The following is a 21822-nucleotide window of genomic DNA, read 5'->3' on the forward strand; positions in this document are numbered from 1 at the left end:
ATGGGTGGCATTGGCACGAGCATCAGCCAGCGTCTGCATAAGGACGGCTATACGGTCGTCGTGGGCTGCGGCCCGAACTCTCCGCGCCGCGTGAAGTGGCTGGAGGACCAGAAGGCGAACGGCTACGACTTCATCGCGTCGGAAGGCAACGTCGGCGACTGGGAATCGACCAAGAACGCGTTCGACAAGGTCAAGGCCGAAGTCGGCGAAGTCGATATTCTGGTGAACAACGCCGGCATCACGCGCGATGTCGTGTTCCGCAAAATGACGCACGAGGACTGGACGGCCGTCATCGACACCAACCTGACGAGCCTCTTCAACGTGACGAAGCAGGTGGTCGACGGAATGGTCGAGCGCGGCTTCGGGCGGATCATCAATATTTCGTCGGTGAACGGCCAGAAAGGGCAGTTCGGCCAGACGAACTATTCGACCGCGAAGGCCGGCATCCACGGCTTCACGATGTCGCTTGCGCAGGAAGTGGCGACCAAGGGCGTGACGGTGAACACCGTGTCGCCGGGCTACATCGGCACGGACATGGTGAAGGCGATCCGTCCGGAAGTGCTCGAGAAGATCGTCGCGACGATTCCGGTGCGCCGCCTCGGCCGTCCCGAAGAAATCGGCTCGATCGTGGCGTGGCTGGCATCGGAAGAGTCGGGCTTCTCGACCGGTGCGGACTTCTCGCTGAACGGCGGTCTGCATATGGGTTGACGGGCGGCGGCGCGCGCGGCCTGGAACCGTGCGCGCCGCCACTTGCCGGACACGAACCGGCGGCAACGCTCTTTTGCGTCAACGCAAGACACGTTTGCTGCCACCGCAGTAAGGTTTTGCGTTTAAAGGCGTTAAATGACCACTACTACTACAAAGAAACCCGCCGAACGACTCATCAAAAAGTATCCAAACCGTCGGCTGTACGATACGGAAACGAGCACCTACATCACGCTTTCCGACGTGAAGCAGCTCGTGCTCGACCAGGAAGACTTCAAGGTCATGGACGCGAAGTCCAATGACGACCTGACGCGCAGCATCCTCTTGCAGATCATTCTGGAAGAGGAGAGCGGCGGTTTGCCGATGTTCTCGTCGGTGATGCTTTCGCAGATCATCCGCTTCTACGGCCACGCCATGCAGGGCATGATGGGCACGTACCTGGAGAAGAACATCCAGGCGTTCATCGATATCCAGCAGAAGCTCACCGACCAGAGCAAGGGCCTCTACGACGGCAACGCGCTCAATCCGGAAGTGTGGTCGCAGTTCATGAACATGCAGGCGCCGATGATGCAGGGCATGATGACGAGCTACATCGAGCAGTCGAAGAACATGTTCGTGCAGATGCAGGAACAGATGCAGTCGCAGGCGAAGACGATGTTCAACACGTTCCCGTTCCCGACGCCGACGGTGCCGCCGTCAACGGAGAAGAAGTAATTTTGGGTTCAGGCGAGCGGGAGTGAATTCGAGCGGAACCCGTTTGCGTGTTGCGGCAACAATCGTTTCGGTATTTTTTCCGATCATCGGCAGGCGATCAGGTAATGCCTGACCGACTGTTGAATGGGCCGGCCCTTGGCGACAAATTCAGTCATTGCCCATCAGACAGCCGCTCGAGCGGCTGTTTTCATGTGTGCGCCGGGCCAGGAAGTGCAAATTCTCTTGTAACCGCGCACGCCGTTAATCCAGCTTGCGCGCGTATTCGCCGCCGAAGCGCGCGATATACGTGCTCAAGCCGCGTCCGCCAATCGCGAGCCGTTTCATTTCATCAACGTGAATGCGTCCCGGCGTGTCGTAGTCATAGAGATACGTAGCGCCGCCATTGAAGCGAATGACGATCGCATTGCGACGGATTTCATACGCCTTTATGCCGGAATTTCCCGCGAGATTTTGATAGTCGCGCATGCGCGTTGCATCCGTAATAGCGAACGCGCGTGCGGCAATAAAAAGCGAGCCGCACACACATCCCGTATACTTCCGGCTTCAGAAATTTTTCGCGTGTCTCGCTAAAGTTTCGCGGGGCCGTGCCGAAATAGCATTTATGGAAAAAGACAACGATCCCCTCTTCGAGTCCGACGATCCGCATTTTCAGCGCGCCCGGGCATTGAGTTTGAGCGTCGGCGCTATTCGAAGGGCGCAAGGCAAAGCGAGCCCCAACGATTTTCCGGTCGGCTCGACCGAATGGCACATCGCGGTGGAAGATTTCGCGAACGACGTGCTGACCGCGCTCATGGGCGACACCGATTTCGCCGACCTTCGATTCGGCCACGCTAATATCGGCAAGTAAACCGCCGCCGGTATTCCACGCTTCACAGCTTCACGCCGCCGGCTTCCGGCGCGTCGATGCCTTCAGGCGGTATCGCGCCATTTTTGCTCGGGTCATCGGTCCAGTACGGCTCGCGTCCGTAGTGCTGGTGTACGGAGCTCGCCCACTGCTTGTCGACCATCGACGGCCAGGCGTTCTTGTCGAATCCCGGCGAATTCCGCACCTGTTCCGAGGTAGCCGCGAGCCGGAAAACCTTGTGGTCGGTATCGAGCGTGAGGGCGCTCCACGGGATCGCGAGCAGCTTGTCGCCGATGCCGAGAAAGCCACCGCTCGACAACACCGCATACGCGACGCGCCCACGCCTCACGTCCAGCATGATTTCCTTGATCGATCCGACGTCGTCGCCATCGCTGCTGAGCACGGTGTTGCCATCGATCGTGCTCGCCGCCATGACGTCGGGGCCGGGGCCATCGGCTGTCGCTGCACCCTTGCCGACGATGTTCGCTTCGTCCGAAGTGGGGGATGCCGGGATGTTCATGATGTGCTCCTCGATGAAATGACGGACGCGCTGTCCGCATGATTCCATTCAAGCAACGCCCGTTCCACGACGACCCGCGACAATAATCGTCGTGATTCGATCGGCCGTCTCGCATTCGGAAATAAACCCGATTTTTTATTCACGATAACCAAGGAGGTCGCACGGCATAATTTCGCCAATGGGAATGCCGGATATCCACATCGATAAATCCGATAACGGGATTTGTCGATAAACAAATTCTTGACGAATCGCTTTAGCGCGACAACAATTAATCTATTGGATTTATGCTCGTATTTTGTCCGAGCCCATCCGGACAACGTTCGCGACGATTCTTTCTACTCGCTGACGGTCTTCTTGAATATTCTCAAACCATTTAACCGGATGCGATTGGAAAATCGAACCGGTCAGCCAATGATTTCCGGACGCGCAGACACGAGTCACGTAAATCCCCGCGCGATAAAACCCAGCCAAAAGGAAAGACAATGGATGAACCCGAGCGCGACGCGGCATCGATGCTCACCGTATCCGACCTGGCGTTCTCGCGCGGCGGCGAGACGGTTTTCAGCGATGTCAGTTTCAACGCCGATGCAGGCCAGGTACTCCAGATTCAAGGCCCCGACGGCAGTGGCAAGACCACGCTCCTGCGCGTGCTCGCGGGCCTGCTGCGTCCGGCAGCCGGAACAATCCGCTGGCACGGCGGCGACACGCGTAAACGCGCGTGGGAATGGCGCCACTCGTTCGCCTACGTCGGCCACGCGAACGCTTTGAGCCGTGATCTCACCGTGGTCGAGAACCTGCGGTTCGCGGCGCGCCTGGGCGCCGCCGTCGCGTGTGATACGACCGATGCACACACCGCCTACTGCGTGCTCGGACGTCTCGGGCTCGCCGCCTGCGCCGACCGGCTCGCGGGTGCGCTGTCGCTAGGGCAGCAGCGGCGCATCGCGATCGCGCGCTTGCTGCTCGAACCCAAGCCGTTGTGGCTGCTCGACGAACCCGCCGCCGCGCTCGATTCCGAATCGGCGCGGCTCATCGCGGCGTGCATCGAGGAGCACGTGGAGCACGGCGGCATCGCGGTGATGACGGCGCACCGTCCCGTCGATACCGCCGCGACGCGCTATTTCTGCTTCGAACGGACCGGGTCATGTTTCATCTGAGCGCGTGTGCGTGGCGCCGCCGCATCGGATCGCGGCGGGACGCTTGCCGCGCAAGATTCCGCCGACGCCCGGCCCGGCCTGACGTGATTGGCGCCGCAATCGCGCGTCGCGGTGGTTCGCGCGCGGATCGCAATGCCTGCGATGCCGCTTTTCGCCGCGTCGCAACCGCCAGGCTTGACGGGCGCCGGGGCTGCGCCGACCGTCAGTGTCTTTTAACGCCCGTCGTACGCCACGACCGCAGCACCGCCGGCGCTCACGAACGCAGGCGCAGTCCGCGCCGCTCGCCGACCGGGCGCCGCCGGGTTTTTTGCTAAGCTCGTCGTTCGTCCATTCGGCGCGTGCTTATGTTCGATTTCGAGGAATTGCTGTCCATCGCGTACAAGAAGGAGCGGGCGCTGAGCCGCCGCTTGTCGAAGGGCGCATCGATTTCCGCCCACGACGCGCTCGTGAAAACGCTCGAAAAAGCCGCTGGCGCGCAGTCGCTCGGCGAGTTGGTTCATGCGCGGCGGCTGGCGAGGGCGAAGGCGCATGAAGCATCGAAGGCGCGCGAGAAGCGGCCCGCGCGGGCGCTCAAGCCGAAGCACCACCACGACCATCCGCCCGGCGCGTGGCTCGCCTGGTTCGACGGCTCCGCGCTGCCGAATCCGGGGCGTATCGGAATTGGAGCGTTGCTAAAAAGTCCGCACGGCGACGTGCTCGAAATCAGCGCGGCGGCGGGGCAGGGCGACAGCAGCAAGGCCGAATATCTCGCGCTGATTTCCGTTCTCGAAGCCGCGCTGCATCGGAAAGCGGAGACGCTCGTGATTTATGGCGACAGCCGGGTCGTCATCGATGATGTCAAGAGCAGCCCTGGCGCACTCGCGCTCGCGTCGCACGCGGGGCACGCGCGACGCCTGATCGACGCCATCGGTGATGTTCGTCTGCACTGGATTCCGCGAGCAAAGAACGTGAGCGCGGATGCGCTGTCACGTCAGGGAAGCTCGCGCACATCCACCACGGGCGCCGCGCCGAACGTCTCGCTCAGCGCGTAATCCACCAGCTTCTCCGCCGCCTGCGCGGGCGTCGCGAGCAAGCCATCGCGCTTGAGCGTGTCGAATTTTTCGCGCAGCGGGAAACGTTCGAGCCCGGTCGCGCGAATTTCCCCTTGCATGTCCGTATCGACGACACCCGGCGCGACGCTCGCAATCGAGAGCGCGCGGTTGCCGTCCAGCGCGACGGCGCGCGCGTGGTGGTCGAGCGCGGCCTTCGTCGCGCAGTAGATGCTCCAGCCGGGGTACGCGTTGCGCGCCGCGCCGCTCGAAACATGCACGATGCGGCGATCCCGCGCAGCTGCGCTCGCGGCCGCGAAGGCGCTTGCAAACATGAGCGGCGCCGCGACGTTCAGGCTAACCGCGCGCGCGATTGCGCCGGCGTCCTGCTGCTCGAGCGTGCCGACCGGCTGCAGCATGCCCGCGTTGTTGATGAGCAAAACCGTCTGAGCGCCCGCGACGAAACGCTGCAACGCATCGCCGGCGAGCCAGTATTCGACGCGCGCGAGATCGGCGAGATCGAGTTCCACTTCGTCGAGTTTGCCCGGATGTCGCGCGGCGAGCGCAGCGTTCTTCGTGCGCGCGATCGCGAGCACGCCGATGCCGCGCGTCAAAAGTGCGTCGGCGATCGCCTCGCCGAGCCCGCGCGTGTGACCGGTGACGATCGCTTTGGTGGTCGAGATATCCATGACGTTCAAATCACGCCGCCGCCAGCGACCGCTCGAGCGCCGCGACGCCCGCCGGCAGGTCGACCGCGACGCCCAGACACAGCATCGTGCGCCCGAGCGCGTGGACCGTGCGGAAGAGGTGATGCTCGCGACATTGCTCGCCCATCTGCCCGATCCGCACGATCGGCGCGCCGAACGACCCGGCGATCTCCACATGATGATGCCGCGAGATATGCGCGCAGACATCGGCGCCGGAGAGACCGTTCGGCAATTCGATCCCGACGACCGAGTTCAGCCGGCTCTCACGCGCCACGTAAAGCTTCAGCGACATTGCCTCGATACCGGCCTGCAGCGCGTTCGAGCATTTCAGGTGACGCGCGAAACGCCGCTCCAGCGTCTCCGCGCAGACGAGCCGCAGCGCCTCGTGCAACGCGAGCACGCCCGAAACCGGCGCCGTGTAGTGATACGACGCGTTGTGCCAGAAATTCTCCGCGAGCGATGCGTCGAGACACCAGTGCACGGGCGGCGCGGGACGGGACTTGATGCGCTGCCAGGCGGCGTCGGAGAAGGCGAGCAGCGAAACGCCCGGAATCGACGACAACCCTTTCTGGCCGCCGGTAATCACCGCGTCGATGCCCCATTCGTCCATCGGCAGCGGCATCGTGCTGAGCGTGCAGACCGCATCGACGACGACCAGCGCGCCCGCTTCGCGCGCCAGGGCCGCGATCGGCGCGAGGTTGCGGTTCCACACCGTGTTCGACGTCTCGCCCTGCACGATCGTCACGATTTCCGGCCGAAAGCGCGCGATCGCCGCCGCGACTTCGTCGGCATTGGCGGCGCGGCCGCTCTCGATCTTCAGCAACTCGACGTTCGCTCCCACGCGCCGCGCCATCTCCGCCATCCGTTCGCTGAAGAAGCCATTGCACACGCACAGCACGCGCGTGCCCTGCCAGGCGAGGTTCGTGACCGCCATTTCCATCGCCGCCGACCCCGGGCCAGCCACGCCCATCACCCATTTCGACTGCGTCTGGAACACGTAGCGCGCCATCGACTTCACTTGGCCGATGACGGTCGCCATGGTCGAGCCCAGGTGATTGATGACGACGCCGTTCGCCTTCGCGACCGCATCGGGGATCGGAACGGGGCCGGCGCCCATCATCAGGAGCGGTTCTTCAGGAAGGATCGACGAGAGCGGGACCACGGCCGGGCAGGGGATCTTGCGGGAATCGTGGGGCAGATCGAGCGAGACGGAATCGTTTTTCATGGTTTTTTTACCTACGGGAGCGAATCACCTGATTATTGGAAATGTCAGCGTAAAGTGAAATGCACAGTCGCTGGTTATTTTGTAGGAAATTGTTCTGAGTTATTTGATGCGTACTGAACATTCGAATCGCGATATTCCACAAACGATCGTTCTTTATGTAATCAGTTTGTATGGAAAGCGTTGATTTAGCCGACGGGCGTAAGGAATTATTCATTTTGCAAATGAAAATGACTATCATTCGGGCAGCTAGTCCCATGGGATCGCATACAACGAACTGGAGGAACGGCAATGCCAATCAGCACGAACGCCCGCCATCGGCACTTCTTCTTCGCGACATCGCTCGCACTTGCCAGCGGAGCGGCAACCGCGCAAAGCTCGGTCACGCTGTACGGCGAACTCGACGCCGGTCTCGCCTATGTCAACAACGTCGGGGACCATTCGCAGTACCGGCTGACCTCCGGCGTCATCGACGGCAGCTACTGGGGCCTGCAGGGTACCGAAGACCTCGGCGGCGGCGCGAAGGCGATCTTCCGCCTGGAGCGCGGATATTCGGTCGCGACGGGCGAGGGCTTCAACGATCACCCGTACTATGTCGGCCTCGGTACGGAGACGCTCGGCACGCTGACGTTCGGCCATCAATACGATTCGATCCACGACTATTTCGCGCCCTTCACGCTGACGGGCGGCACGGGCGGGACGGCGTTCGCGCACGTCCTCGACAACGACAACGCCAACAACTCGTTCCTCGCCGCCAACTCGGTGAAGTACACGAGCGAAAACTACGGCGGCTTCAGCTTCGGCGGCCTGTATGCATTTTCGAACGCGGCGGGGCAGTTCGCGAACAACCGCGCGTACAGCGTCGGCGCGAACTACGCGATCGGCCCGTTCACCGCCGGCGCCGCGTATCTGCACAACAACGGCCGCGGCAACACGACGACAGGCGCCTACGATTCGCTCACCCTGCCCGGCGCCGACAACACCGTCTTCGCGGCGAACGTAGAGCGGCAGAACACGTTCGGCGTCGGCATGAGCTATGTGATCGGCGAATTCACGCTGGCGGGCGCCTTCTCGCGCTCGATCAACTCGGGCGTGACCAATGCCGACACGGGCGAAGCGGCCTCGTCGATCGCGCTGAACAACTACGAAATCAACGGCGTGTACCAGTTGACGCCGTCGATCCAGCTCGCGGGCATGTACGTCTATACCAACGGCAACGGCGCGCACTGGCACCAGGGCGCCGTGCAGGCCGACTACCTGCTCTCGAAGCGCACCGACATCTATCTCGAATCGATTTATCAGCGGGCGTCGTCGGGCGCGCCGGCGGTGATCAATACCAACGATCCGTCGAGCGGTCGCAATCAGTTGATGATCGCGACGGGCATCCGGCACCGGTTCTAACGCTGCTTCTGGGGCACGCAAGGGCGCGAATCTGCTAGCGTTATGTTCTGTTTTTGTCACGGATGAAGGTGACGCCATGTCGCTGCAGACCTTTTCGCTTTTCGTGCCCGCGTGCTTCGCGATCAACATGGCCTTCGGGCCGAACAACGTGCTGTCGCTTTCGAACGGCGCGCGCGACGGCGTGCGCATGTCGGTGCTCGCGTCGTTGGGACGGCTCGTCGCGTTTGCCATCATGATCGCGATCGCGGGGCTCGGGCTCGGCGCGTTGCTGCTCGCCTCTCAGACGCTTTTCACCGTGATCAAGTTCGCAGGCGCGGCGTACCTCGTTTGGATCGGCGTGAAGCTGATCCGCTCGGGGCCGGCGCTCGTCGCCTCGAATAGCGCGGACGCGAAGAGCGACGGCGCGCCGCGCAAACTCGGCAGGCTCGCGAAGCAGGAATTCTGGGTCGCGGCGGGCAATCCGAAGGCGATTCTCGTGTTCACGGCGTTTTTCCCGCAATTCGTCGACCGCTCGGCCTATGCGATGAGTTTCGCCGTGCTCGGCGCGACATTTCTGTTGCTCGAACTGGTTGCGATCGCGATTTATGCGGCGCTCGGCGCACGACTCGGCTCGGTGACAAACGGCGCGCGCGGATTCAAATGGTTCAATCGCGTGAGCGGCACGCTGATGATCGGTTTCGGCGTAATGCTGGCATTCGTGAGGCGTCCGGCGAGTTAATCTGGTTTTATTTTTGTATAATCATGGCTTATAGGGTATAAGCAATAATCGGAACGCGTAGTGGCATTCCCCGAGTGGCCCCGCAGATAATCCAAAACAAAATGCCGCTGCCGGTCAATCGCATTGATCTTGTGATTTACTGAATGTAATTGCAATGTGGAGCAATGCTCTGCCTGTTCCCCGAAAGTCGCTACCGTGCGCCCGCTGCCGGTTTCGCCGAGGTCAGAAAGTCAATGGAAGTCAAATACCTCCAGACTGCGCCATCGTGGTCGCTGTCTCCTCGCCCCGCACGCGAAGGCTTTGCCGCCGCTGAGGCACTGGTTACGTGATCTTTACGCAAGGTCGAAAATCTTGTTTTGCGCGCGGCGCGCGGCCGTTCAACCGCGGCTTGAGATAATCGCGCCTTTCGCGCGCGGCGAATATCCGCCGCAATCAACGTTCGATCTTTGTGTTTCAACGTGCCCAATCCGATTTTGGGCACCGCGCGCATGAGCGGCTTCATGATGGGCGCTTATTTCGTCGCGACGGGCGTGTCGCAGTTCCTGGGGAGCGTCGTCGCGAATCTGGCGCGCATGTCGTCAGGCAACCTCGATCCGCTTCAATCCCTACCGATGTACACGCAATTGTTCTTCGGCCCTGGCTGGCTCGCAGCGGGCGGGGCGTTCGTCGCCGTCGTGCTGCTGCCGATGTTGGGCCGGCTGTCGCGCGAACATCAACCCTGCGTCGATGCCGCGCGCGACGACGATCAACGCTTCGCGCTCGGCAATCCGGCGTTGGCGTCCTGAGATCGTGATGTTTGCGCGGGTGTGAAGTTTCGTTTGCGCCCGACCTCACTTTTCAGCTATAATTTAATTCTTCAGACGCGGGGTGGAGCAGTCTGGCAGCTCGTCGGGCTCATAACCCGAAGGTCGTAGGTTCAAATCCTACCCCCGCAACCAAGATTCAAAGCAAAAAGCCCGGCTCATCGAGTCGGGCTTTTTGCTTATCCGCGCTTGATTCTGTGACGCGTGTCACGCCCGTTCCAGAAACTCACAGCGCCACAAACACGAAAAGCCTGCATGACACGTGAGTCATGCAGGCTTTTTGCATTCTTGATCCATCGCGGCGGGCGCCTGGTTACGGCGGCAGGCCGGGCATGGACAATCGGCGCGAATCGCTCGATGAACCCGAAGAGGGCGGCGCACGGCAAATCAGCGGGGAGATCATCTTGAAACCAAAACCTCAAACCACCATTTGCTGCTGCTGGCCTCGATCCAGGACGGCGATCAGGCGCCTTGCATCAATAAAACTTCTTCGGCAACTGGGCGCGACGGATCTGCTTGCGCAGACGAGCGACAGCAGCAGCTTTCTTGCGCTTGCGCTCGGTGGTCGGCTTTTCATAAGCCATGCGCGATTTGAGTTCCTGAATCAGGCCCGTGCGTTCGACGGTACGGCGAAAACGGCGCATCGCGACGTCGAAAGGCTCGTTCTCTTTCAACAGTACTTTAGTCATTGAGTTCTCGGTTGATCTGGCCCTGCCAGAAAATAGGACAAAGCGCAATTGTACACTTTTTGAGAGCCGAACTGAACCGTCATCGGACGCAGGACGCTCGGTACGGCTCGGGATTGACATCGTATGTCGTTGAATGGAGACGAAAAATCCTGAATTACCCGCGTCAGAAGCCGCGCGAAGGAGTGCGTCGTGCGGCCGGTGTTTCGGCTGTCGCAGCGGGCTGGTCGAGTGTTACGTCGGATGCGGGCGTTGCCACGCACGGCAACACCCAGCCGTCGCGTTTTTCCTCGGCGGTGAGGCCGGGCCATTCGATCCGGTAGCGCACTTCGCCCGCAACCAGCCGGCACATGCACGCGCGGCAGGTGCCGTTGCGGCACGATGCGGGGAGGCGGATGCCGGCGCGCGCGGCGGATTCCATCAGCGACGCGTCCTCATCGACGTCGATCGTGCGTCCGAGCGGTTCCAGGCGTAGCGTAAAGCGGCGCGACGTCATCTGCGCCTCACTCGTCGAGCGTGATCGTTGCGCGGCCGTGCGTCAGGTCGCGCAGCCCGACGGCGGCTGCTTCGCGCGACGCGAGCGGCATTCCGATCACGAGGCGGACCGTCATGTCGTAGGCGTGCTCGACCAGCTCACAGCCTTGCTGCTCGATCCAGCGGCGCACGCGCGCTTCGTCGGCGTAATCGACTTCGATTGTCAGCGCGCCGCGCTCGATCCGCTCGATGCGCTCGGCGAGCTGCATCGCGGTGGCGATCGCGTCGGTGTAGGCGCGCACGAGGCCGCCCGCGCCGAGCTTGATGCCGCCGTAATAACGCACGACGGCGGCCAGTACGCCGTCGACTTCGTGATGGCGCAGCACTTCCAGTATCGGCCGGCCGGCCGTGCCGGAAGGCTCTCCGTCGTCGGACATGCCCGACTGGCCGCCCGCGAGCAGCGCCCAGCAGACGTGTGTGGCGCTCGGGTGGGCGGCGCGCAGGGCGTCGAGCTCGCGCATCGCGGCGTCGCGGTCCGCGACGGGAATCGCGAGCGCGATGAACCGGCTCTTGCGGATGTCGATCTCGGCAGTGACGGGGGCGGCTAGCGTGTAAGTCGGCAAGGCGGGTGGGGCGTTGGGGGTGAATTCAAAGGGCGGCGTGGTACGGCGGCCGATTTGCAGGCTTGGCCGGGCAGCAGTACTTGCGGCTCGGAATGCTCGTTAGGCTCAACTGAACCGTAAGGCTCGGTAAAACCAGCAAGCTCAGCGGAAACGGCAAGCTCAGCGAGCTGGATCGCCTGCCGCTCGCGCCGGTCGACCCGACAGTTCCCGCCCAGCCGGTCAGCACACGTCGCCAGAACAGACGGACCCGCGGCCGATCAACCCGCCATGTTACCGGCAAACTCAAACGCGCCCTCAACCCCCGCCGGCATCCCCCAGCCCGCGCTGCATCAAAACGGTATCGACCCATTTCCCATGCTTGAACCCGACCTTGCGCAGCACGCCAATATGCTCGAATCCCAACCGCGCATGCAACGCGATCGACCCCGCATTGCCGCTGTTGCCGATCACCGCGATCAACTGTCGCCACGGCCCGGCTTCGCACCGCTCGACGAGCGCCGTCAAAAGCGCGAGCCCGATGCCGCGCCCATGCTTGCCATCGGCGATATAGACCGAGTCTTCGATCGTGTGCCGATACGCCGAGCGCGCCCGATAAGCCGTCGCGTACGCATACCCGACGACCACGCCGTCGACTTCGGCAACGAGATACGGCAATCGCGCCGCGACGACCGCAGCATGGCGCGAGCGCATTTCATCAGCGCCGGGCGCGACTTCCTCGAAGGTCGCGAGCGCGTTTTCGACATAGTGCGCGTAGATGCGGGCGATCGCGTCGAAATCGGCCGGCGTCGCGTCGCGAATCGAAGGCTCGCGCGTCTCAAATGCAATGCGTGTGTTCATCGATCGAATCCTGAATCGTGGGACAGGAAAGCGTGCTCAAAGCCTCCGGATTTTCGCACGGCGCAACACCGCTCGCCGACGCTCGAAAAAGCGTGCGCCGGCCGTGCGGCAGCCCACCAAACGCGCGCACTTTCGCTAAAAGAAACCATTGAATCGCGCGGGCGCGGGCCTCTACACTAGGTCGTTTGAACTGGTCCGCTGGCGGTCCGCCAAGGGAGTCACATCCCGAGCGGCTAAAAAGGCGGCGGGGATCGGGATGGCAATTGCGTCGCGGAGAATTCTTGCCACGTCGGGCGGCGCAGGGCGACAACATGCAATGAAAAAACTCAGACGCTCGGGCCTGGTGGTGTTTCTCGCCGTCATCGTGCTGGCCGCGGCACTCGTGCCGGCCGCACTCGGCTTGCTGTTCGCCCAGCGCACCATGCGCAGCCAGGAAGCCGAGCGCCTCAACCGCGTCGCCGATGCCGCGCTCGTGCGGGCCGAAGACGTCACGCGCCATCTGTCGAGCGCGCTCGGCGAAATCGCGCGCGTGTCCGACCAGCCGTGCTCCGCCGGCTATCTCCAGGAACTGCGGCGCATCGCGCTCGAACACCGCGCCGTGCGCGACGCGGGCGCCTTCGATCACAGCGGCCGCTGGCAATGTTCGTCGATGCTCGGCGCCGTCGCGCTCGACGCCCTCGGCGGCCGCGCGCTCCCGCCGCCCGACTGGCGCGGCCACGACGGCCTCATCGCGTGGTTCGGCCTGTTGCATATGCCGAGCGGCGACGAATCGCTCGTGTTCGGACGCGACGGCTATTACGTCGCGGCGGACCCGTCGGCGTATGTCGGCGGGAAGGGCGTCATGAAAGTCAGCGGCCTCGGGGTGATCAACACGGAGGCGAGTCGCGTCATCGCGACGACGCCGACCAGCGATCCGTCCGCGATGCTCGCGCTGTATCGCCAGCCGCCCGATCCCGCCGCCGACGGCGACCCGCCCTATGTCGTGCGCCGCTCGATGACGATGCCGATCGCGGTCGTCGTGAGCGCGCCGCGCGAGGCGCTTCCCGAGCGTCTGCGCAGCCTGCCGTGGGGGTGGATTCTCGGCGGCGTCGCGGCGGGCGTCGCGCTCGCGGGCTGGGCGGCGTTCTTCATCGTGCGTCACATGTCGCCGCGCGGGCAACTGAGCGACGCGGTGCGGCGTCACCAGTTCATCGTCGCGTACCAGCCGATCGTCGATCTTGCGACGCGCCGCTGCGTCGGCGCCGAGGCGCTCGTGCGCTGGAAGCACCATAACCGCATCGTGCGGCCGGATCATTTCATTCCGCTCGCCGAGCATCGCGGACTGATCCAGGCGATCACCGATCAGGTGCTCGATACCGTGCTGCTCGAACTCGGCGAATTTCTGAAGCGTTACCCCGAGTATTACGTCTCGATCAACCTGAGCGCCGCCGACCTCACGACGCCGCGCTTTCTCGACAACCTGAAGCCGTCGGTCGCGCGTCAGAAGGTGCGGCCGGAACAGATCCGCATCGAGGCGACCGAGCGCGGCTTTCTCGACGCCGAAGCCGCGAAGGAAGTGATCAAGGCTTTTCGCGACGCGGGCCACCCGGTCTATATCGACGATTTCGGCACCGGCTATTCCAGCCTCTCGCACCTGCAGAACTTTCACGTCGATGCGCTGAAGATCGACAAGTCGTTCGTCGATACGATCGGGCAGGACGCGGCGTCGAGCAGCGTGGCGTCGCACATCATCGAGATGGCGGCGACGCTGCAGGTGCAGGTGATCGCCGAGGGCATCGAGCGCGAGGAGCAGGCGGCTTATCTGCACGCGCGGGGCGCGCAGTTCGGCCAGGGGTGGCTGTTCTCGCCGCCGCTTACCGCGGCGGAGTTCATCCGGTATCTCGGCAAGACGCGCAAGGGTTAGAGCGCCCCGGACGCAACGCGTGTACGCTTTACGCCGCCGATCCACTTCCACGAGCGCCCCCATGAACGACCAATCCGCCACGACTTTTCTTAACGACGTGCGCCATCCCTTGCTCGCGCTCCACCGGAGCGTGCTCACCGACCTGCGCGCGAAGCACGAGGCCGAGTTCGGGCCGGTGTCGCCCGGGGAATTCCTGCAGATCGTGATCAACGGCAGCGCGTATCGCTGGCTCGCGCCGCTCTCCACGGTGATCGCCGCCCTCGACGACGTCCTCGATGACAAGGAAGCCACGCCTGAAGGACGCATCGAAGTGGCCTCGGCGGTAGTCGCGATGTTTTCAGCGAAGACGCGCGACCCCGCTTTCGCCGAAAAATACCTGCCGCTGTTGCAGGACAGCCCCGAGATCGCGGTCGCGAACGGCCACGTAGTGCAACTCGTGCGCGCCGCCGGGCCAGTGAAGGGAGATTGAGTTCTATCGAAAAAGCGACCTAAAACCTGCGGATTCCGTACGCGCGGCGTCTGCGGGTTTTCATGACTGCCTCACGGGCCGTGCCTTGCCGGATAACGCGTTGCGCCCGCCCGCCGTATCGCGCATGCCGTGCTGCACCGCAATAAAACCGTCCCGTCGCATTTGAGCAATTGATTTTCGCTTGCGACTATCGGCGCCGATCGCTGAAGTTCCAAAGACTTCAGGCGATGCCGATTCGAAATCAGACGGAGACGCACGTGTTCCTATACGGCTACGGCCCGTTGCTCCTGGCGGGCGCTAAACAGACCATCGCGCTCGCGGTGTTATCCCTCGCGGTATCGGTCGTGCTCGGGTTGCTCGGCGCGTTGGCGAAACTGTCGCGGCATGCGCCGTTGCGCATCGTCGCGACCGCCTACACGACGCTGATCCGCTCGGTCCCCGATCTCGTGCTGATGCTGCTGCTCTTTTACAGCATCCAGATCGCGGTCAACAATCTCACCGATGCCTTCGGCCTCGAACAATTCGACATCGATCCGTTCACGGCGGGCGTGCTGACGCTCGGCTTCATTTACGGCGCGTATTTCACCGAGACGTTTCGCGGCGCGTTCCTTGCCGTGCCGCGCGGACAACTGGAAGCGGGCAGCGCCTACGGCATGAGCGGCATGCGCGTGTTCGGCCGCATCCTGTTCCCGCAGATGATGCGTTTCGCGCTGCCGGGCATCGGCAACAACTGGCAGGTGCTCGTGAAGGCGACGGCGCTCGTGTCGATCATCGGTCTCGCCGACATCGTCAAGGCCGCGCAGGACGCGGGCAAGGGCACCTTCAACATGTTCCTCTTCATCCTCGTCGCCGCGCTCGCCTACCTTGCGATCACGACGGTATCGAACGTCGTGCTGATGCTGCTCGAACGCCGCTATTCGATCGGCGTGCGGCACGCCGAACTCTGAGCCAGGAGCGCCGACCATGATCCAGATCCTCGCCGAATACTGGCGCCCGTTTCTCTACTCCGACGGCATGCGCGCGTCGGGCCTCGTCATCACGCTGTGGCTGCTGGTGGCATCGATCGCAATCGGGTTCGCCGCCGCCGTGCCGCTCGCATGCGCGCGGGTGTCGAAAAACCGCTGGCTCTCGACGCCGGTGCGCCTCTATACGTATGTATTTCGCGGCACGCCGCTCTACGTGCAACTGCTGCTGCTCTACACCGGCATGTACAGCCTCGAATTCGTGCGCACGCATTCGCTGCTGGAAGCGTTTTTCCGCAGCGGCATGAACTGCGCGGTCCTCGCGTTCGCGCTCAATACCTGCGCCTACACGACCGAGATCTTCGCCGGCGCGATCCGGGCGATCCCGCACGGCGAAGTGGAAGCGGCCCGCGCCTACGGCATGGGCACCTTCACGATGTACCGCCGCGTGATCCTGCCGTCCGCGCTGCGTCGCGCCTTGCCTCTCTACAGCAACGAGGTCATCCTGATGCTGCACGCGACGACCGTCGCGTTCACGGCGACCGTGCCCGACATCCTGAAAGTCGCGCGCGACGCGAATTCGGCGACGTATCAATCGTTCGAATCGTTCGGGATCGCCGCGCTGATGTATCTCGCGATATCGTTCGCGCTGGTCGCCGCGTTCAGGCGCGCCGAGAAGCGCTGGCTCGGCTATCTGGGCGCCGGCCGCCGCTGATCTGCGGCTAGAATCACATTGCTTTCACCAGTCATCACCCGGGAGAACGAGTTGGAGCCAACCGCCAAAGACGCCGCGACGAAACTCGTGGCAGCAGACATCCACAAGCGCTACGGCGACAACGAAGTGCTCAAGGGCGTTTCGCTTGCCGCCAAAGCGGGCGACGTGATCAGCATCATCGGCGCGAGCGGATCGGGCAAGAGCACGTTCCTGCGCTGCATCAATTTTCTGGAGCGGCCGAACGCGGGGCAGATCATCGTCGACGGCGAACCCGTGCGCACGAAGGCCGACCGCGCGGGCAACCTCGACGTCGCGGATCACAAGCAGTTGCAGCGCGTGCGCACCAAGCTCGCGATGGTGTTCCAGCATTTCAACTTGTGGTCGCACATGACGGCCATCGAGAACGTGATGGAAGCGCCGATGCACGTGCTCGGTCTCTCGAAGAAGGAAGCCGAGGACCGCGCGCGCACCTATCTGGAGAAAGTCGGTCTCGCGCCGCGGATGGAGAAGCAGTACCCGTCGCACCTATCGGGCGGACAGCAGCAGCGCGTCGCGATCGCCCGCGCGCTCGCGATGCATCCCGACGTCATGCTCTTCGACGAACCCACGTCCGCGCTCGATCCGGAACTCGTCGGCGAAGTGCTGAAGGTGATGCAGAAGCTCGCGGAAGAAGGGCGCACGATGATCGTCGTGACGCACGAAATGGGCTTCGCGCGCAATGTGTCGAATCACGTGATGTTCCTGCATCAGGGGCGCACCGAGGAAGAAGGCGCCCCTGCCGAGGTTCTCACTTCGCCGAAAAGCGAACGGCTCAAGCAGTTCCTCTCCGGCAGCCTGAAATAAGCCGGTGAGCGTCAATCCGGGCGCCTCGTCGAAGCCAATCACGGTTGCGATCGTCGCGTTGCCGCCGTGTTCGATGAGCGGCATCGGTCCGATCGTCGACAGCCTGCATCTCGCGAACGAAATCGACGGCCATTTGCTCTACGACTGGACCATCTGTTCCTGGGACGGCCGTCCCGTGCCGCTCGCGGGCGGCGCGCAGCTTCCCGCCGACGCCGCGTTCGGCGACGCCATCCAGTGCGACTGGCTGATCGTCGTCTCGGAGCGCTACCAGCAATTCGCCGACTACCGGCTCTTTCTCGCGAGCCTCGCGCGCGTCGCGACGCGCACGCCGCTCGTCACGGGCATTCACCACGGCGTGTGGTGGCTCGCGATGGCGGGGCAACTGAGCGCGTATCGCGTCGCGGTGAATTGGGAGACGTTCCAGCAATTCGCCGAGCAGTTCGAGCGGTCCATCGTCACGCAGCAGATCTTCGAGATCGATCGCGACCGCGCGACCTGCGCGGGCGGGCAGGCCACCGTCGATTTCATGCTCGCGATGATCGCGCGCGATCACGGGCGCGACCTGTCGGAGCGGATCGCGGATTCGCTTGGGATCGGCGTGTTGCGCGCGGGCGAGGAGCGTCAGCGCATTCCGTTCGTGACGGCGCCGGGTGAGCGGCATCCGCGTCTCAACGACGCGTTGCAGTTGATGGAAGCGAATATCGAAGACCCGCTCGCGACCGATGAAATCGCGGGCCTAGTCGGAATTTCGCGGCGGCAACTGGAGCGCCTGTTCCGCCAGTATCTCGGCGCGATGCCGTCGAAGTATTACCTCAACTTGCGCTTGACCAAGGCGCGCACTCAATTGCAGCGCACGAGCAAATCGGTCGTGCAGATCAGCCTCGCGTGCGGGTTTTCATCGGCGGCGCATTTTTCGAACGCTTATCGCGACCGGTTCGGCGTCACGCCGCGCGAGGAACGCCGGAACTGGATCGAGAAACATCGCGGTCAGGGAAGTGACGAGCCGCGCGGCGGGGCGTTGCTGGAGTCTCGCTGACGCTGGTAACTCCACAAACCATGTCGCGAACGCGCAAGACGAAACCCGCGACATTACCTAATATCGACAGTAACGCAGCAGCAGCACGAACCAGACAAAGGAGTAGCTCATGACCGATATCAACGTAACGCGCGGCACTTTTGACGAAGTGATGGTCCCCGTCTTCGCTCCGGCGAATTTCGTGCCCGATCGCGGCCTCGGCTCGCGTGTCTGGGACACCGATGGCCGTGACTATGTCGACTTCGCCGGCGGCATCGCCGTCACCGCGCTCGGCCACGCGCATCCCGAACTGCTGAAAGTGCTGCACGAGCAGGGCGAAAAGCTCTGGCATATCGGCAATGGCTACACGAACGCGCCGGTGTTGCGTCTCGCGAAACGCCTGACCGACCTGACCTTCGCCGATCGCGCCTTTTTCGCGAACTCCGGCGCCGAAGCGAACGAAGCCGCGCTGAAACTCGCGCGCCGTTACGCGATCGAGAAGTTCGGTCCGGACAAGATCGAGATCATCTCGTTCACGCAGTCGTTCCACGGGCGCACGTTCTTTACCGTGAGCGTCGGCGGCCAGCCGAAGTATGCGGAAGGCTTCGGCCCGCAGCCGCAAGGCATCCGCCACTTGCTGTACAACGATCTCGCGCAGGCGCGTGAAGCGATCGGCGAGAAGACGTGCGCGGTGATCGTCGAGCCGATCCAGGGCGAAGGTGGCGTGCTGCCCGCCGATCCCGCGTTTCTTCAAGGCTTGCGCGAAGCGTGCGACCAGCACGGCGCGCTGCTGATTTTCGATGAAGTGCAGACGGGCGTCGGCCGCACCGGTTCGCTCTACGCGTACATGCAGTACGGCGTCACGCCCGACATCCTCACCACCGCGAAGGCGCTCGGCAACGGCTTTCCGATCGGCGCGATGCTGACGACGAACGACATCGCCGCGCACTTCAAGGTCGGCGTACACGGCACGACTTACGGCGGCAATCCGCTGGGCGCATCGATCGCGGAGAAGGTGGTCGAGCTGATCAGCGACCCGAAGCTGCTCGCGGGCGTAGCAGAGCGCAGTGAGGCGATCAAGGCGCATCTCGCGCGCATCAACGAGCGTTTCTCGATTTTCAAGGAAATCCGCGGCAAGGGCCTCTTGATCGGCGCCGAACTGACCGATGCCTTCAAGGATCGCGCGAAGGACGTGCTGAACGCGGCGGCCGCGAACGGCGTGATCATGCTGATCGCGGGACCGAACGTGCTGCGCTTCGCGCCGTCGCTCGTCATGCCGATGGCCGATCTCGACGAAGGTTTCACGCGTATCGAGAAGGCGATCGGCGAAGTGGTCGGCGTCGCTGAAACGGCGCGCTGATTCAAGTAGAGCAACCTCAAGACACTGGAACCGATGATGCTATTCGTCCGACCGGCAAGACTCTCCGATCTCGACGCGCTCGAACGGATGGCACGCGCGGCGCACCCCGTGCTGCACTCGCTGCCGCGCGACCGCCGCGCGCTCGAAACGCGCGTCGCGCTCTCCGAGGATTCGTTTCGCGCGGAAGTCGATTTTCCGGGCGAGGAGTTCTATCTCTTCGTGCTTGAAGATTCGGAGACGGGCACGCTGCATGGCACGTCGAGCATCGTGGCATCGGCGGGGTATTCGGAGCCGTTCTACGCGTTTCGTAACGACGCGCTGATTCACGCCTCACGCGAACTCAAGGTGAACCGCAAGATCCACGCGCTCACGATGTCGCATGAACTGACGGGCAAGAGCCGTCTGACGGGCTTCTACATCGATCCCGCCCTGCGCGACGAAGCCAGCCAGGACGCGGCGGCGCATCTGCTCTCGCGCGCGCGCATGCTGTACATCGCGGCGAACCGCAAGCGCTTCTCGAACGAAGTGTTCTCGCTGATGCTCGGCGTCACCGACGACGCGGGCGTCTCGCCGTTCTGGGAAGCGGTCGGGCGCAAGTTCTTCGGGCGCGACTTCGAGCAGGTCGAACTGGAGTCGGGCGGACGCAGCCGCACGTTCATCGCGGAAGTGATGCCGAGCTATCCGCTCTACGTGCCGCTTCTGCCCGCCGAAGCGCAGCGCGTGCTGGGCGAACCGGCCGAAGGCGCGCTGCTCGCCTATGACATCCATCTGGAGGAAGGCTTCGAGCCGGATCGTTTCGTCGATATCTTCGATGCCGGCCCGGTACTGACCATCGCGGTGGAGCGCAGCGCGTCGGTCACGACCAACGAGATGCGCACGGTATACGAAGGCGCGGCGCCGTCGGGCATGCAGTATCTGGTGGCGGCGGGCGGCGCGCATTCGTTTCGCTGCGCGCTCGCGACCCTGCCGCCCACGCGTGCCGATGGCGCGACGCTCACCGCGCCGATGCGCGAGGCGCTCGGCGTCAACGAAAAGGATACGGTGCGCTGCGTGCCGTTGCATCTGGCCTCGGGAGAATTGCAATGATCGTCGTGCGCTGCGTGCAGCCCGGGGACGTCGATGCGCTTGTCGCGCTCGCCCACGAGACCGGCCCCGGACTCACCACCTTCAAGCCCGACCGCGATGCGCTGACCGCTCGCGTCGAACGCGCGCGCCGCACGCTGGCGGGCACCGCCGAGCCGTACGAAGCAGGCTACTTCTTCGTGATGGAAGACACGGCGACGGGCGATGTCGCGGGCGTCTGCGGCATCGAAACAGAAGTCGGGCTCGAACAGCCGTTCTACAACTATCGCGTATCGACGGTCGTGCATGCGAGCAAGGATTTGGGCGTGTGGACGAAGATGTCGCTGCTCAACATCTCGCACGACCTGACGGGTTACGCCGAAGTGTGTTCGCTCTTCCTCAGCCCGCGTTATCGCACGGCGGGAGTGGGCGGCTTGCTGTCGCGCTCGCGCTTCATGTTCATCGCGCAGTTTCGCGAGCGCTTTCCGCAGCGGCTGTGCGCGGAATTGCGCGGCCATTTCGACGAGCGCATCGAATCGCCGTTCTGGAACGCGGTCGGCTCGCACTTTTACCAGATCGGTTTCAACGAAGCCGACTATCTCAGCTCGCACGGCAAGAAGTCGTTCCTCGCCGAGTTGATGCCGCGCTATCCGGTGTATCTCGACCTGTTGCCTGAAGAGGCGCAGAAGGCGGTCGGCGTGACGCACAAGGACACGGCGCCCGCGCGCAAGATGCTCGAAGCCGAGGGGCTGCGCTACGAGAACCACGTCGATATCTTCGATGCGGGTCCCGTGCTCGAATGCCAGGTCGCCGACTTGCGCACGGTGCGCGAAAGCGTGCTGGTTACGGTGCGGCTCGGCGAACGGACGCCGGAAACGGAGGCGCGCAGCCTCGTATCTAACACATCGCTCGACGATTTTCGCGTCGGTGCGACGATGGGTGTGCCGGAGGACGGTACGTTCCTGCTCACCGCCGACGAAGCCGCCGCGCTGCGTGTGAAAGAAGGCGACATGGTGCGCGTGCTCGCGTCGCAACCGCGCGTGAAGTAACCTGGACC

Annotated in this window: 24 protein-coding genes, 1 tRNA gene and 1 pseudogene; 18 read left to right on the forward strand and 8 right to left on the reverse strand. The window is 63.4% G+C overall.

What is annotated here, in order from left to right:
* Together AWB65_RS19530 and phaR are read left to right on the forward strand one after the other, a co-directional pair.
* Positions 1 to 708: 3-ketoacyl-ACP reductase (locus tag AWB65_RS19530; protein WP_087668713.1), on the forward strand; the 708-nt coding region annotated here is incomplete at its 5' end.
* A gap of 135 nt (positions 709 to 843) precedes the next feature.
* Complete coding sequence (gene phaR, locus AWB65_RS19535; protein WP_087658499.1) at positions 844 to 1419, forward strand: polyhydroxyalkanoate synthesis repressor PhaR; 576 nt, start codon at positions 844 to 846, stop codon at positions 1417 to 1419.
* 240 nt (positions 1420 to 1659) lie between these two features.
* Here the strand turns inward: phaR and AWB65_RS19540 are convergent, their stop codons facing one another.
* Entirely contained in the window at positions 1660 to 1884 is a 225-nt protein-coding gene (locus AWB65_RS19540) for a hypothetical protein (protein WP_087668714.1), read from the reverse strand.
* Here AWB65_RS19540 and AWB65_RS37000 point away from each other — a divergent pair.
* Positions 1883 to 2266, forward strand: coding sequence for a hypothetical protein (locus tag AWB65_RS37000; RefSeq protein ID WP_235007684.1), 384 nt, complete (start codon positions 1883 to 1885; stop codon positions 2264 to 2266). The genes AWB65_RS19540 and AWB65_RS37000 overlap by 2 nt on opposite strands.
* Positions 2267 to 2288: 22 nt before the next feature.
* Here the strand turns inward: AWB65_RS37000 and AWB65_RS19550 are convergent, their stop codons facing one another.
* On the reverse strand, positions 2289 to 2783 hold the full coding sequence (locus AWB65_RS19550; RefSeq protein ID WP_087668794.1) for a PRC-barrel domain-containing protein: 495 nt from the start codon (positions 2781 to 2783) through the stop codon (positions 2289 to 2291).
* A gap of 482 nt (positions 2784 to 3265) precedes the next feature.
* Between AWB65_RS19550 and ccmA the strand changes: the two genes are divergently transcribed.
* Positions 3266 to 3937: a heme ABC exporter ATP-binding protein CcmA gene (gene ccmA, locus AWB65_RS19555; RefSeq protein WP_087668716.1), complete on the forward strand. Its 672-nt coding sequence runs from the start codon at positions 3266 to 3268 to the stop codon at positions 3935 to 3937.
* A gap of 344 nt (positions 3938 to 4281) precedes the next feature.
* Positions 4282 to 4968, forward strand: a complete 687-nt coding sequence (locus tag AWB65_RS19560; protein WP_087668717.1) for a ribonuclease HI family protein — start codon at positions 4282 to 4284, stop codon at positions 4966 to 4968.
* On the opposite strand, the gene AWB65_RS19565 is transcribed toward AWB65_RS19560, so the two are convergent.
* Together AWB65_RS19565 and AWB65_RS19570 are read right to left on the reverse strand one after the other, a co-directional pair.
* Positions 4908 to 5654: an SDR family oxidoreductase gene (locus AWB65_RS19565; RefSeq protein WP_087668718.1), complete on the reverse strand. Its 747-nt coding sequence runs from the start codon at positions 5652 to 5654 to the stop codon at positions 4908 to 4910. The two genes, AWB65_RS19560 and AWB65_RS19565, sit on opposite strands and share 61 nt — an antisense overlap.
* Positions 5655 to 5664: 10 nt before the next feature.
* On the reverse strand, positions 5665 to 6897 hold the full coding sequence (locus AWB65_RS19570) for a pyridoxal-phosphate-dependent aminotransferase family protein (protein WP_087668719.1): 1233 nt from the start codon (positions 6895 to 6897) through the stop codon (positions 5665 to 5667).
* 288 nt (positions 6898 to 7185) lie between these two features.
* Between AWB65_RS19570 and AWB65_RS19575 the strand changes: the two genes are divergently transcribed.
* From AWB65_RS19575 to AWB65_RS19590, 4 genes and pseudogenes are all read left to right on the forward strand, one after another.
* On the forward strand, positions 7186 to 8295 hold the full coding sequence (locus tag AWB65_RS19575) for a porin (RefSeq protein WP_087668720.1): 1110 nt from the start codon (positions 7186 to 7188) through the stop codon (positions 8293 to 8295).
* A 76-nt stretch (positions 8296 to 8371) separates the two neighbouring features.
* Positions 8372 to 9013, forward strand: coding sequence for a LysE family translocator (locus AWB65_RS19580; RefSeq protein WP_087668721.1), 642 nt, complete (start codon positions 8372 to 8374; stop codon positions 9011 to 9013).
* Between the two features lie 482 nt (positions 9014 to 9495).
* Positions 9496 to 9798 (forward strand): annotated as a pseudogene (locus AWB65_RS19585) (MFS transporter); the annotation flags it as partial.
* A 76-nt stretch (positions 9799 to 9874) separates the two neighbouring features.
* A tRNA-Met gene (locus AWB65_RS19590) sits at positions 9875 to 9951 on the forward strand.
* Positions 9952 to 10292: 341 nt separating this feature from the next.
* Here the strand turns inward: AWB65_RS19590 and rpsU are convergent.
* From rpsU to AWB65_RS19610, 4 genes are all read right to left on the reverse strand, one after another.
* The gene (gene rpsU / locus AWB65_RS19595; protein WP_006999077.1) at positions 10293 to 10505 is read right to left on the reverse strand and encodes a 30S ribosomal protein S21; all 213 of its coding nucleotides are present in this window, start codon (positions 10503 to 10505) and stop codon (positions 10293 to 10295) included.
* A 163-nt stretch (positions 10506 to 10668) separates the two neighbouring features.
* A complete protein-coding gene (locus AWB65_RS19600) occupies positions 10669 to 10998 on the reverse strand; it encodes a 2Fe-2S iron-sulfur cluster-binding protein (protein WP_087668722.1) in 330 nt (109 codons plus the stop codon).
* 7 nt (positions 10999 to 11005) lie between these two features.
* The gene (locus tag AWB65_RS19605) at positions 11006 to 11599 is read right to left on the reverse strand and encodes an IMPACT family protein (protein WP_087668723.1); all 594 of its coding nucleotides are present in this window, start codon (positions 11597 to 11599) and stop codon (positions 11006 to 11008) included.
* A 294-nt stretch (positions 11600 to 11893) separates the two neighbouring features.
* Complete coding sequence (locus AWB65_RS19610; RefSeq protein WP_087668724.1) at positions 11894 to 12436, reverse strand: GNAT family N-acetyltransferase; 543 nt, start codon at positions 12434 to 12436, stop codon at positions 11894 to 11896.
* A gap of 316 nt (positions 12437 to 12752) precedes the next feature.
* Between AWB65_RS19610 and AWB65_RS19615 the strand changes: the two genes are divergently transcribed.
* The 9 genes from AWB65_RS19615 (at position 12753) to astA (ending at position 21814) form a co-directional block, all read left to right on the forward strand.
* Positions 12753 to 14339, forward strand: coding sequence for an EAL domain-containing protein (locus tag AWB65_RS19615; protein ID WP_087668725.1), 1587 nt, complete (start codon positions 12753 to 12755; stop codon positions 14337 to 14339).
* A gap of 61 nt (positions 14340 to 14400) precedes the next feature.
* Complete coding sequence (locus AWB65_RS19620; protein WP_087668726.1) at positions 14401 to 14808, forward strand: hypothetical protein; 408 nt, start codon at positions 14401 to 14403, stop codon at positions 14806 to 14808.
* A gap of 257 nt (positions 14809 to 15065) precedes the next feature.
* The gene (locus AWB65_RS19625; protein ID WP_087668795.1) at positions 15066 to 15755 is read left to right on the forward strand and encodes an ABC transporter permease; all 690 of its coding nucleotides are present in this window, start codon (positions 15066 to 15068) and stop codon (positions 15753 to 15755) included.
* 16 nt (positions 15756 to 15771) lie between these two features.
* Complete coding sequence (locus AWB65_RS19630; protein ID WP_087668727.1) at positions 15772 to 16485, forward strand: ABC transporter permease; 714 nt, start codon at positions 15772 to 15774, stop codon at positions 16483 to 16485.
* 51 nt (positions 16486 to 16536) lie between these two features.
* Positions 16537 to 17328, forward strand: a complete 792-nt coding sequence (locus tag AWB65_RS19635; RefSeq protein ID WP_087658516.1) for an ABC transporter ATP-binding protein — start codon at positions 16537 to 16539, stop codon at positions 17326 to 17328.
* Positions 17329 to 17401: 73 nt separating this feature from the next.
* Entirely contained in the window at positions 17402 to 18364 is a 963-nt protein-coding gene (locus tag AWB65_RS19640) for a GlxA family transcriptional regulator (RefSeq protein ID WP_235007693.1), read from the forward strand.
* A gap of 109 nt (positions 18365 to 18473) precedes the next feature.
* Positions 18474 to 19703: an aspartate aminotransferase family protein gene (locus tag AWB65_RS19645; RefSeq protein WP_087668729.1), complete on the forward strand. Its 1230-nt coding sequence runs from the start codon at positions 18474 to 18476 to the stop codon at positions 19701 to 19703.
* A 36-nt stretch (positions 19704 to 19739) separates the two neighbouring features.
* Positions 19740 to 20789, forward strand: a complete 1050-nt coding sequence (aruF, locus tag AWB65_RS19650) for an arginine/ornithine succinyltransferase subunit alpha (protein WP_087668796.1) — start codon at positions 19740 to 19742, stop codon at positions 20787 to 20789.
* A complete protein-coding gene (gene astA, locus AWB65_RS19655; RefSeq protein ID WP_087668730.1) occupies positions 20786 to 21814 on the forward strand; it encodes an arginine N-succinyltransferase in 1029 nt (342 codons plus the stop codon). Before aruF ends, astA begins: the two co-directional genes overlap by 4 nt.
* The last annotated feature ends 8 nt before the right edge of the window (positions 21815 to 21822 follow it).

This window comes from Caballeronia humi (genome assembly GCF_001544475.1).
Lineage (GTDB): Bacteria > Pseudomonadota > Gammaproteobacteria > Burkholderiales > Burkholderiaceae > Caballeronia > Caballeronia humi.